Raw genomic sequence first — 11,940 nt, 5'->3', positions numbered from 1 at the left:
AGTACGCTGGACGGCCGCGCTTTACGGTCGTTCGCGGCCGTTAGGGTGAGGAAAGTCCGGGCTTCACAGGGCAGGGTGCAGGATAACGTCCTGTCGGGGTGACTCGAAGGAAAGTGCCACAGAAACAAACCGAAGGCGATGTCGGCGCAAGCCGGCCCGTCTCCAAGGGTGAAATCGTGAGGTAAGAGCTCACGGGATGTCACGGTAACGTGCGTCCGGGTAAACCCCACCTGAAGCAAGATCGCTCGATCGTCCGCTTGCGGACCGGACGGCCCGTCCGCTCGAGATACATCGCACCGAGGTGCGCGGTGACGCGTACCCCAGATAGATGGCCGTCGGGGAACGTTCGCAAGGACGGGCCCTACAGAATCCGGCTTATAGGCGTACTCCGCGCTCTTTGGGCCGCAACCCGCGGGGACCGCGGCACGTTATATCCAATTGAAGTAGACCAGCCAGGAGTTTGAGGACGAGAACCGTGAGCCAACAGCAATTTTCCCCCGAGATGACCGTCGACCAAGCGTTTCAACTGCACGCCGGCGCGCGCCGCGTGTTTGCGCGCTTCCATCTCGGCGGTTGTTCCAACTGCGCCATTAGCGAATCGCATACGATCGGTGCGGTGAGCGAAGATTACGGCATCCCGCTCCCGATGTTGCTCGAAAGCCTCAATGCGCTCTTTGACGAGGGCGGCCTAGCCGTCGGCGATAAGGTACGCATTCCCGATGAGATCCGCGCCAAGGTGCCGCAGCTCGCCAACGTTCCCGAGATCGGCGAAATCACCAGCTTCGAAAGCGGTGCCTATACCGCCGAGTTCGGTGACGTGCGGTTGCAGGGGCTCGCGGAAGATTTTACCCCGGTCGAGGCTACAGCGTCTCCGGCGATGTAGAACGATGCTATAGGGGCCGGCCGAGTGCCGGCCTTTATAGTTCTTTGCGTTCGCTAAAGCCCTCATCCGCACGGTGCCAGTACTGGATCCGGCGTTCTCCGATCCGCCAGCAGAGATATATCGGCTCGCCTTCGCTGGACGACGGGAAATCGAGCAGTCCGAGGTCGATATCCTTGACGATGCAACCGAATGACTCGATCCGGTGGATGAGGCGCACGATCTCGCTCTTGCGCTCGCCGAAACGCGGCGGTGGAAACGGCGAGCGAACGCCGGCCAGTCGCGAGGTGCTCGGCGGGGTTCGCCGCAGAGCAGGGTCGCTCTCCAGCAGCGTAATGGCCAGGTCGCGGCGCTTAGTAAGCAGCTCTTCGACAAGCGGCGTCAGCTTGGGGATGAGGGCGTTGGCGCGATCCGGAGAAAACAGCTTCATGCTCGTGCGACGATCCCTTTGTAAGTCCTGATTATGGCCCATGTCGTATTTCTCGCGGGTCCGGCTGGTGCCGGCCGCAGCCAAGCCATCAAGACCTTTGAAGATTTGGGCTTCTACTGTGTCGAGCACCTGCCTCCCGCGGCGCTCTCGACGACCCTGCAGACGCTCGATCGAGCGCAGGTGCGCGAAATCGCGGTGACGCTCGACGCGCACGGCGAACGGCTACTCGGCAACCCGCTCGAAGCCATCGAAGCCGCCCGCGCAAAACACGACGTAAGTTTGGTCTACCTCGAAGCGAGCGACGAGTCGCTCATGCGCCGCTTTAGCGAGACGCGGCGGCGCCATCCGCTCGCGGAGATCGGTTCCTTACGCGATGCGATCACGGCCGAGCGCGCCCTGCTGATGCCCCTGCGCGAACGCGCGGATACCATCATCGATACGACCGAACTCACGCATGGGGGCCTCAAACATCGCCTCTCCGCGGCGTTCGGATCCAGCGAGCGCCCAGCCCTCGCCGTGACGCTCGTGCCGTTCGGATTCAAATACGGTTTGCCGTTGGATATCGATCTGCTCTTCGACGTGCGCTTTCTGCGCAATCCTAATTACGATGACGCGCTGCGCTCCCTCACCGGGGACGATGCCGTCGTCGCCGCGTTCATCCACGCGGATGCGGCATGCGAACCGTTTTTGACGAAAACTTTCGATCTGCTGGACTTCTTGATCCCCCGCTATATTTCAGAAGGCAAGGCTCATCTCACGATCGGCATCGGATGTACGGGCGGGCGCCATCGCTCGGTCTACGTCGCAAACCGCGTTCGCGAACATCTCGCTCGCGACCCAAAGCTAGCGCTCACGATCGACGCACGGGACATCGTGCGCTGATGCGCCGCAACCCCATCTCTTCGCTGCGCTGGTTTCTTCCGGGTATCGGCGTCAAGCGCTGGCTCATCCTTTCGGTGGTGGGGACCGTGCTGGTGATCGACGCGATCAATCGCTGGTTCGTTGCCGAAGGGGTCGGCTTCCACATCAACGAGATCCTCGATGGTGCGGTTGACGATTACTTCTCCCCGGCATATTTAACATGGGTCTTCGGCATCGTCGGGATCCTCATGATTGTCTCCGGCGTGCGCCAATGGCTGCGTGCGCTGGTGCGAGCGGCAAGCACGCGAGGCCGCGCCGGAATTCTCGATACGCTGATCGGCCGGCGGCTTGAGAACGGCTATAAAATCGTGGCGATCGGCGGAGGTACCGGGCTTTCAACATTGCTACGCGGTCTCAAACGTCGCACGAGTAACCTGACCGCAGTCGTTACCGTGAGCGACGACGGCGGCTCGTCCGGCCGATTGCAGAAAGAACTTGGCGTGCTGCCGCCGGGCGACGTTCGCAACTGCTTGGTCGCGCTCGCCGATAACGAGGCCCTCGTCACCGATTTATTCCGTTACCGCTTCCAAGAAGGTGAAGGACTCACCGGCCATTCGTTCGGAAATCTTTTTCTCGCGGCGATGACGGGCATCACCGGCAATTTCGATATCGCAATCAAAGAATCGAGCCGCGTCCTCAATATCGTCGGTCGCGTTTTGCCCGCCACCTTGAGCGTCGCACGCCTCTGTGCGGAACTCGACGATGGAAGTATCGTGGAAGGCGAGTCGGCGATTCCGCTGGCGCAGCGGCCGATCAAACGCGTCTTCTTCGATCCCGCGAGGGTCGAGCCGCTCGATGAGGTGGTGCAGGCGATCCGCGAGGCGGATGCCATCGTCCTGGGGCCGGGTTCGCTCTTCACCTCGATCTTACCGAACCTGCTGATCGAACGCATCGCCAGTGAAATCGCAGCGTCGTCGGCGATTAAGATGTACGTCTGTAACGTCATGACGCAGCCTGGAGAGACGCAGGGCATGACCGCGGCCCAGCATGTCGAGACGCTCTTCGCCAATGCCGGAGGCCCCGTCTGCGAATACGTTATCGTCAACGAGCAGCCGCCCTCGCGGCTTTTGGAGACGTACGCAGAGGAAGGCCAAGTCCCGGTCGTCGCCGATTTCGAACGGATCGAGCGGCTCGGCGTCAGGGCTGTCGGCGCTCAAGTCATCAGCGAAACGCAAACGGTGCGGCACGACCCGGATCGCTTAGCGGCGGTGGTGTTTTCTATTATCGATCAGGCGGTAGCGGAACGCGCGACGCTGGTTAAGCCGGCGAAATCGTATCGCCGCCCTAGTGCGGCCGCGACGGATCGAGGCTAACGTCGAGTTCGAACGGTTTGCCCGGATCGGTGTTCGCCGTTGAGGTGAGCACCGTATAGCCGTTAGCCTGAACGCTGTAATCGACGATGCCGCTGGGCACCTTGGCGATGGTGAATTTTCCGGCGGCGTCGGTGGTGGCCGTCAGTACCGTATCGACGGTGACGACCGCGCCCGCAAGCGGCTTATTGGTCGCGCGATCGATCACGGTTCCGGAGAACGCCGAATACTTTCCGGCCGGCGGAAGGGCGCTATCGTCGTTGCACCCGGCCAACATCGACGTAGCCAGACCCACGGCGGCTAACAGCATCGCGAAACGAGCAAAGCGCAACATATGTTGTTGTTTCGAGCGCGCAGCCCGCTGCCCTTGTGACGCAGGCTCCGCTCGCGCTCTCGCGGAAGCGGGACCGCATGCTAGAAACGGCTCCCTCCGATCGGGCGACCGGCCCCGACTACTGCTCCGATGCCCTAGAGGCGATCGGCAATACCCCGCTTATCAAGCTCAATAAGGTCACCGACGGTGCCGGTTGCTTGGTGCTTGCAAAGGTGGAGTACATGAATCCCGGAGGGAGCGTCAAAGATCGCCCTGCGGTGGCCATGTTGGAGGCCGCGGAGCGCTCCGGGCACCTCAAGCCCGGCGGCACGATCGTGGAACCGACGAGCGGAAATACGGGATCGGGGCTCGCCATGGCCGCCGCGATTCGCGGCTATCGCTGCATCCTGGTGATGCCGGATAAGATGGCCAAGGAAAAGATCGATCTGATTCGCGCCTACGGGGCTGAGGTCGTGGTAACGCCCACCAACGTGCCGACCGATTCCGCCGAATCGTATTACGGCGTTGCCAATCGGCTCGCTTCCGAAATTCCCGGCGCGTTCCAACCCAATCAGTTTCACAACCACGAGAATCCCGAAGCCCACTACCACTCCACCGGGCCCGAAATTTGGGAGCAGACGCACGGGCAGATCACCCATTTCGTTGCGGGTATCGGTACCGGCGGCACCATCTCCGGGACGGCCCGCTATCTCAAAGAACGCAATCCGAACATTCACGTCGTCGGAGCCGATCCCGAAGGTTCCATCTATTCCGGTGATACGCCGCGCTCGTATGCGGTTGAAGGCATCGGCATGAGCTATTTGCCCGACACCGTCGATCTCAAGGTCATCGACGAAATGGTGCGCGTCTCCGATCGCGAGTCGTTCTTGATGGCCCGCCGCATCACGCGCGAAGAGGGCTTGCTTGTCGGTGGATCGTCGGGGACCGCCGCCGTCGCGGCGATCAAACTCGCGAAGACGCTGCCGAACGATGCCATCGTCGTGGTGCTGTTCCCCGATTCGGGCCGCGGCTACATGTCGAAGATCTTCAACGACGAGTGGATGATCGCCAACGGCTTCCTCTCCGAGGGCAAGCGCCTCGCAATGGTCGGCGACGTGCTGCGCGGTAAGACGCCGTTACCGCCCCTGATCACCGTCACCACCGACGACACCGTGCGAACCGCGCTCGATCTGCTGCGTAAATACGAAATCTCGCAGATTCCGGTGATGAGCGGAGCGGATATCGTCGGCAGCATCAACGATGTCGGCGTCATGCAGGCCGTGTTCGATCAGGCGGATATCCTGCACAAGCCCGTCGGCGAGGTAATGGGCCGCGCCTTCCCTTCGCTCGAGCAGCACGAAGAGATCGATAAAGCCTACAAACTGCTGACGCTCGCGAACCCCGCCATCGTCGTTACCGACGACGGCGACCCGATCGGCGTGGTCACGCGGCAAGACATCATCAGCTTTCTCTCCACCTCCTCGGAGACTCCGTGAAGTTCAGCACCAGAGCGATCCACGTCGGCCAGGAAGCCGACCCTACGACCGGCGCTACGATCGTCCCGATCTATCAAACGTCCACCTACACGCAGGATGCCGTCGGCGAGCACAAGGGCTTCGATTACAGCCGCACCGTTAATCCGACGCGCAGCGCGCTCGAAGCGCAGCTTGCCTCGCTGGAGGACGCGCGATATGGAAGCGCGTTCGCGAGCGGGATGGCAGCCACGGCGGCAGTCCTCAATACGTTGAGCGCCGGCGATCACGTCGTGGTTACCGACGATCTGTACGGCGGAACCTATCGGCTCTTCTCGCGAGTACTCTCCCGTTACGGCATCGATTTCACCTACGTGGATATGAGCGATCTCGATGCGGTGCGAGCGGCCGTCAAGCCGAACACCAAAATGTTTTGGATCGAGACGCCGACCAACCCGTTACTCAAGCTCATCGATATCGAGGCGATCTGCGCGCTGCGCGGCCAAGCCATCGTCGTCGTCGATAATACTTTTGCTTCGCCGTACTTTCAGCAACCGTTGAGTCTTGGTGCCGATATTGTGGTGCACTCCACTACGAAGTACATCGGCGGGCACAGCGACGTTGTCGGCGGTGCCGCGCTCACAAACGATCGCGATCTGTACGATGTGATCAAGTTCCATCAGAACGCAGTGGGCGGAGTACCGGGGCCGCACGATGCGTGGCTCACGATGCGCGGCGCCAAGACGCTCGCGCTGCGGATGCGCGAGCACGCGCGCAACGCTCAAGCCGTAGCGGAATTTCTGGAGGCGCACCACGATGTCGCGCGCGTCTATTACCCGGGCCTCGCCTCGCACCCGCAACACGCGCTTGCGAAACGCCAGATGAGCGGCTTCGGCGGCATGGTCTCGTTCGTTCTCACCGGGCCGCAAGAACGCGCCCTCGATTTCGCCAACCGCTTACAGTATTTCAGCTTGGCCGAAAGCCTCGGCGGCGTGGAATCGCTGATCTGCCATCCCGCCCGGATGACGCACGGATCGATCCCGAAAGAAGATCGCGAGCGCCGCGGCGTCACCGACGGGCTGCTGCGCCTCTCGGTCGGCATCGAAGATCTCGACGATTTGCTCGACGATCTCCGTACCGCCCTGGCCGCTACGCCGATGCCGGCCGGCGTTTCGTAGCTGCCGCCGATCCGCGGTATTAGGGCTCGTTGGTAGGATAGAGCGTCGCCGAAACGTCGAGCAACGCCGCTTTGGCATCCTGCGCATCGATCTCGCCCAAACGTCCGGCAAGGGCGAGAATCACGCCGCGCTGCCCATCGGCCCAGACCACGTCGAACTGCTTCTCGGTCGTAAATCCCGAGCCGAACGTCGTGTCGACGAAATATGCCGGCATGCCGTTCTTCAACGTGATGGGCTGTTTATCGCGCACGAGCAACCCATCGACCTTTTGACGGATCTGGCTCTCGAAACTCGATTCAAAAGTGCTGACCGCATCGGTATACGATTCCATCGAGAGCGTGAGCTCGCGCTGAGGTTTACCCTTTTCGTGCAGCAGCCATACCGCGATGATCGCCGGATCGTTGCCGAGCTCGGCGAGCTGGGGCGTGGGCCTGCGCGTCAAGAGTATATAGTGAGGCGGCGCGACGAAGTGCATTGCGGGGTCGTCGTACACGTGCGGGTCCGGGGTGGGCGTCGGCTGCGGACTGGCCTGAGCCTGAACTTGCGCAGGTGCGGGCACTTGTGCCGCACTGGGGAGCGAGGGCACTAGAGCCAGGGCGACGAGCGAAGCAAGCGCGATCCAACGTATCATTCTATATCCAAAGCGGCTGCGAGCAGCGGGAGCGAACGGGCGTAACGGTACCCCACGTTGCGGTGGTCGTCGTCGAATTCCTCGTGCACGACCGAAAGCCCGGCGTTCCGGAGGCCGGTCGCGACCAAACGCGCACCGATATCGAGGCCATATTCGTCGCGGCGACCGCAATCGAGGTAACGCAGCCGCAAGCGCTGCAGTTCCGCCACGCTCGAACCGATGCGCCGGACCGGATCGAACGCCAGCCAGCGCGCGAAGACGTCCTGGCGGATGGCACCCGTGGCGCGATCGAAGGGCAGATCGATGTCGAACGCAGCACCGGAGCGCGGAGAATACGCGGCGGCATATCCGAGCATTTCCATCGTGCCGTACTCGGCCTGCGAACGTTTATGCCGCGCCTCGAAATCTTCGACGAAATGTTTGAGATCGAAATCGAAGCGTTCGAGGGTTCGTTGCGCGTCGGCGAATCCGCGCGGGTGCGCGTATTCGAAGTAGGCATCTCCGCTGTGCGACGCAAATGCCGCAAAGATACCGGGGTGCGCGATCGAGAGGTGCATCGCACCGAATCCGCCGGAGGACTTGCCGAAGACCGCGCGGCCACCCTCTCGCGCAATCGTCCGATACGAGGCGTCGATATGGCCCACTACGTCGCGAACGACGTAGGTCGCGTACGCACCGTTGTGCGCCGAATCGACGTACTGCGACCCGCCCAAACGCGTGAATCCGTCAACCAAAGCGACGATGGCGGGCCGCATCTCGCCTTTGACGATTAGCCGATCGGCCCACTGCACGACGTTGGTCTCCCACGGACGCGTCGCGAGCAGCGCCGCCGCATCGCCGGTATATCCGTGCAAACAGTACAGCACGGGATAGCGCTGCGAGCCCTGCGGATCGTACCCGGGCGGAACGTAGACGATCGACGGCCGTACCGCCGGGTCGCCCAAAGCGTTGCCGCGCAAGGCCGCACTTTCGATGAAATCGACGTGGAGATCGCCGCTCAAGCCCTGTAAGCGCGCGTAGGGAGACGTTTGGTGCATGCGAACTAGGCTTCGATGCAACGAGCGATCGATCTTCGCGGTGCCGTCGCCCTCAACGTCATCACGATGATCGGTATCGGGCCGCTCGTAACGATTCCGTTGGTGATCTCCGCGCTAGGGGGGCCGCTGGCGCTCCTGGGTTGGATCGGCGGAGCGGTCGTCGCGCTGTGCGACGGCCTCGTGTGGGCGGAGTTGGCCTCCCGCGTTCCCGGCTCCGGCGGCACGTACGCATACCTGCGCGAGGCTTACGGACCCCAGCGGCTCGGGCGCGCGCTGGCCTTTCTCTTTAATTGGCAGTTCTTGCTCGCGGCGCCCTGTTTGCTGGCGAGCGGGTACATCGGCTTCGCCAACTACGCAGCCTATCTCGTCCCGGCGATCGGTGCGTCGTGGTGGCTGCACGATGCGGTGGCGTTAGCAGTCGGCCTCGCCACCATCGCGTTACTCTACCGCAAGACGCGACGCGTCGCGATCACCGGGATCGTCTTGGCCGTCGCGGCGATTTCGACGCTGGCCTTTATCATCGTCGCAGCGCTTCCGCACGCGCATCTCGCGACGGTCTTTCATCTAGATGCTCCGCTACACATCGGCACCGGCTTGCTCGCGGGTTTTGGAACGGCGCTCTACATTACCCTCTATGACTACAGTGGATATTCGGACGTTGCGCTGCTAGGCGACGAGGTGGTGAACCCGCACCGCACGATTCCGCGATCGATTCTCCTCTCGGTGCTGATCGTCGCCGCGCTCTACGTGGCGCTGCAGATCGGCGTGCTGGGCGTCATTCCCTGGCGTTCGCTACTCGACGCGCACGGTCAACCGACCGCGCAGGCCATGTACGTGGGAGCGTTGGTCGTCGAGCGAACTTGGGGTGTCCTTGCGGCGCGCATCTGCACCGTGCTCGTGCTCGTGACCGCGTTTGCGTCCCTCTACGGAAACTTGCTCGGATTCTCTCGCATACCCTATGCGGCGGCTTGCGAAGGAACGTTCTTACCGTATTTTGCCAAATTGCATGCGAGCAAGGACTTTCCTCATCGCGCGCTGCTCGCCGTCGGTGCCCTCTCCCTCGTGGCAAGCTTCTTCTCACTCGATCAAGTGATCGCGTTTCTGACGGCGGGCATCGTGTTGATCCAAAGTATCGCGCAAATCTTCGGGCTCGCGTTGCTGCGACGGCGCGATCCGGCAGCGCCGTTTCGGATGCCGCTGTACCCGCTGCCGTCGCTCGTCGCGCTGGCGGGGTGGTCGCTCGCGCTATGGTACACCGGCTTTACCGCGTTGGCACTCGGCATGGGTTGGCTGACAATCGGCATTCTCGCATATGTGCTTCTCGCCCGTACGCAGCGCGCGTGGCCGTTCGTTGCGGGCCTACTGCTCGCGCTTCTCGTCGTACCGCTGCACGCTCGCGCCGCATCAGGCGGATGGCAAACGTGGCATACGTCGGCGATCGTTCAACAGGGCGGCACGCCGGAGTTCCAAGTCGACGGCAAACCTTTCTTCGTCTATGGTGCGGCCTTCTTCTACGAGCGTACGCCGCGCTCGCAGTGGCGAAGCGATCTCCTAGCATACAAAGCGATGGGCATCAACACGATCGATCTCTATCTCATTTGGAATTGGCACGAGCCGAACCGGCATACGATCGATTTTACCGGAAAGACCGACCCGCGCCGCAATCTCCCGGCGCTCTTTTCCATCATTCACGGACTCGGACTGAAGGCGATCGTTCGGCCCGGCCCCGTGATTCGCAACGAGTGGCGCAACGGCGGCTATCCCGCCTGGCTGCTCGAGCAACCCGCATACGATATGCCCCTCCACGATATTCTGCAAGGCCGGTACCCGGCCACCGCAACGCTGCAAAATGCGCATGCCGACGCCGCAGCAGCCGAGTGGTTACGCAACGGCACGCATCTCCGCGCGGCCGCCGCATGGCTGCATTTGGTCCTCCACGAGATTGCCCCGTGGTCGCACGACGTGATCGCGGTCGCGCTCGACGACGACCAGGGCGCATACATCGACAACGACACCTGGCCGGCTCCCCATTGGCACGCATACATGAGTTGGCTCAAGACGACGGTGCAACAAACCGTTGGCACGCACGTCCCGCTGTTTATCAACACGTATCAGATGAAGGTCACCGCTTCCGCGCCCGTGTGGGCGTGGGGTAACTGGTACCAGAGCGACGCCTATCGCATCGGCGACCACGATCTCGCGCAGTTGGCGTTTTCAACCGGACTTCTGCAGACCCAATCTCGCCGGCCCGTGATGACGAGCGAATTCCAAGCCGGCTGGCTTCAAGGCGCCGACGAAATCGCGCCGCGTCCCGCCGCTCCCGAAAATACCACGCTCGCGCTGCATCAAATGTTGCAGCAAGGCGCGCACGGCGTGGTGAATTTTCCGGTTCAAGATACCCTCGATCCGCCCGGATGGGAAGCTCCGTGGGCAAACTGGTCGTATGCCTGGGATGCGGCCTTGACGCGTGCGGGCAAGCCGTCGCCGCGCTATGCTCCCACCGCGGCTTTTGGGCACCTCGTGCAACGATACGGCACGTACCTTGCGTCGCTCCGGCCGCGTAGCGATGCGTCGATCGCGTGGCTGACGAGTGCTTATGAATCCGCATTGATGAATAACCAGCGCGTTGCCGAACTCGCGGCGCTGACGATCGCGAGCCAACAGCGCTGCCGCGCTCTGGCGCTGACGTGCCGCCTGGTCGATCTGCGCTACGACAGCTTGCGCGATCTGCTCCGGACGCACGTGCTCATCGTTCCCGCGACGGGGTTTCCGCTGCGCTTCACGCCGCGCGTCGTGGCGTTGCTCCGCGCATTTCGCGAACGCGGCGGCATCGTTGTCGCTAACGCGAACGACGCCCTCGCGGCGGGCGCTCGTTCCTCGACGGGAGGCATAACCGACGCATCGCTACTGCTTTCACCGGACGGCCGCTCGGGCATCCTCGACGTGATGAACCCGGGCACAGCCGTACGCACGAGCGCTGCAACGGCGATCGATCTCGCGGGACGACGCATCGCCATCCCGTCGATGAGCGTACCCGAAGGCGGCGCCGTCGATCTGCGCATCCGAGCCGACGGGACCGTTGCGCAACTCCAAGCCGAATCGGCCTCGCCGGTGACACCGGCACCGATTGCGCCCACTTGGCGCACCGTTCCCAACGGGCACGCGGTGGCATACCGCGCCGACGTACTCGCCGATGGCACGCGCGACGACGTGTTGGATAACGGCATCGTGCGAGTCGTCGTCGCTCCCGGCGCCGGCGCGCGTGCGTTCGTCTTCACGCACGACGGTTCGGGAAAAAACGCGTTCACGACTATCGGAGCGTTTCGAGACGACGTGCAGACGCCGGCCACGCCCTCTCCCCGCGACTATATCGCCCGCTACACGCACCCGCTGGAAGCCGGGACCTTCAACCGCGCCTATCGTTGCGCGCTCGACGCTGCGGATCCAACCCGAGCCCTGCTGCGCTGCGACTATACCGCGCCGGACCTTGGTAGCGCGGGCGTTCGCTTTCACAAGACCTACGAGCTCGCGGCCGGCTCCCATACGCTCGTCGTGACGCTTGAGGCGTCGGCTCCCGGCCGCTCGTTGAGCGCGTTCGCGCTACCCTCCTTGCTGACCGTGACCTGGCCCACCGGCACGCAACAATCGAGCCTGGAGCGCCGCGGTTATCGCCTCGACCGGCTCGATTACCCCGCCGATACGCCGGTTCGAATCGAGCTGCGCCTGCAAGGAGCATCAGGCGGCGGCGCGAATCGCCGATAGTCGTCC

10 protein-coding genes and 1 other RNA gene are annotated in these 11,940 nt (G+C 62.8%); 7 read left to right on the top strand and 4 right to left on the bottom strand.

Annotated features, from left to right (window positions below; translation table 11 throughout):
• Together rnpB and VMW12_09045 are read left to right on the top strand one after the other, a co-directional pair.
• Nucleotides 1-394: RNase P RNA component class A (rnpB, locus tag VMW12_09050), an RNA gene on the top strand; the annotation flags it as partial.
• A gap of 81 nt (nucleotides 395-475) precedes the next feature.
• A complete protein-coding gene (locus VMW12_09045; protein HUZ49865.1) occupies nucleotides 476-883 on the top strand; it encodes a hypothetical protein in 408 nt (135 codons plus the stop codon).
• A gap of 34 nt (nucleotides 884-917) precedes the next feature.
• Here the strand turns inward: VMW12_09045 and VMW12_09040 are convergent, their stop codons facing one another.
• On the bottom strand, nucleotides 918-1,310 hold the full coding sequence (locus tag VMW12_09040) for a DUF2203 domain-containing protein (GenBank protein ID HUZ49864.1): 393 nt from the start codon (nucleotides 1,308-1,310) through the stop codon (nucleotides 918-920).
• A gap of 33 nt (nucleotides 1,311-1,343) precedes the next feature.
• Here VMW12_09040 and rapZ point away from each other — a divergent pair, with 33 nt between their 5' ends.
• Nucleotides 1,344-2,192: an RNase adapter RapZ gene (gene rapZ, locus VMW12_09035; protein ID HUZ49863.1), complete on the top strand. Its 849-nt coding sequence runs from the start codon at nucleotides 1,344-1,346 to the stop codon at nucleotides 2,190-2,192.
• Nucleotides 2,192-3,544, top strand: coding sequence for a YvcK family protein (locus tag VMW12_09030; protein ID HUZ49862.1), 1,353 nt, complete (start codon nucleotides 2,192-2,194; stop codon nucleotides 3,542-3,544). The genes rapZ and VMW12_09030 overlap by 1 nt, the downstream gene beginning before the upstream one ends.
• Here VMW12_09030 and VMW12_09025 read toward each other — a convergent pair.
• Nucleotides 3,516-3,875 (bottom strand): carboxypeptidase regulatory-like domain-containing protein, encoded by a 360-nt coding sequence (locus tag VMW12_09025; protein HUZ49861.1) that lies wholly within the window; start codon nucleotides 3,873-3,875, stop codon nucleotides 3,516-3,518. The genes VMW12_09030 and VMW12_09025 overlap by 29 nt on opposite strands.
• A 77-nt stretch (nucleotides 3,876-3,952) precedes the next feature.
• Here VMW12_09025 and VMW12_09020 point away from each other — a divergent pair, with 77 nt between their 5' ends.
• Both VMW12_09020 and VMW12_09015 read left to right on the top strand, forming a co-directional pair.
• Nucleotides 3,953-5,350, top strand: a complete 1,398-nt coding sequence (locus VMW12_09020; GenBank protein HUZ49860.1) for a cystathionine beta-synthase — start codon at nucleotides 3,953-3,955, stop codon at nucleotides 5,348-5,350.
• Entirely contained in the window at nucleotides 5,347-6,504 is a 1,158-nt protein-coding gene (locus VMW12_09015) for a cystathionine gamma-synthase (GenBank protein HUZ49859.1), read from the top strand. Before VMW12_09020 ends, VMW12_09015 begins: the two co-directional genes overlap by 4 nt.
• Before the next feature lie 19 nt (nucleotides 6,505-6,523).
• Here VMW12_09015 and VMW12_09010 read toward each other — a convergent pair whose 3' ends face one another.
• Nucleotides 6,524-7,135 (bottom strand): hypothetical protein, encoded by a 612-nt coding sequence (locus VMW12_09010; GenBank protein ID HUZ49858.1) that lies wholly within the window; start codon nucleotides 7,133-7,135, stop codon nucleotides 6,524-6,526.
• On the bottom strand, nucleotides 7,132-8,172 hold the full coding sequence (locus VMW12_09005; GenBank protein ID HUZ49857.1) for an alpha/beta hydrolase-fold protein: 1,041 nt from the start codon (nucleotides 8,170-8,172) through the stop codon (nucleotides 7,132-7,134). Before VMW12_09005 ends, VMW12_09010 begins: the two co-directional genes overlap by 4 nt.
• 15 nt (nucleotides 8,173-8,187) lie before the next feature.
• On the opposite strand from VMW12_09005, the gene VMW12_09000 reads away from it, so the two are divergent.
• Nucleotides 8,188-11,934 carry an amino acid permease gene (locus VMW12_09000; GenBank protein ID HUZ49856.1) on the top strand — a complete coding sequence of 1,249 codons (3,747 nt, stop codon included), beginning with the start codon at nucleotides 8,188-8,190 and terminating at the stop codon, nucleotides 11,932-11,934.
• Nucleotides 11,935-11,940: the final 6 nt, after the last annotated feature.

The organism is Candidatus Dormiibacterota bacterium (assembly GCA_035532835.1).
GTDB lineage: Bacteria > Vulcanimicrobiota > Vulcanimicrobiia > Vulcanimicrobiales > Vulcanimicrobiaceae > DAHUXY01.
This window is presented reverse-complemented; position numbering and strand designations above follow the sequence as displayed.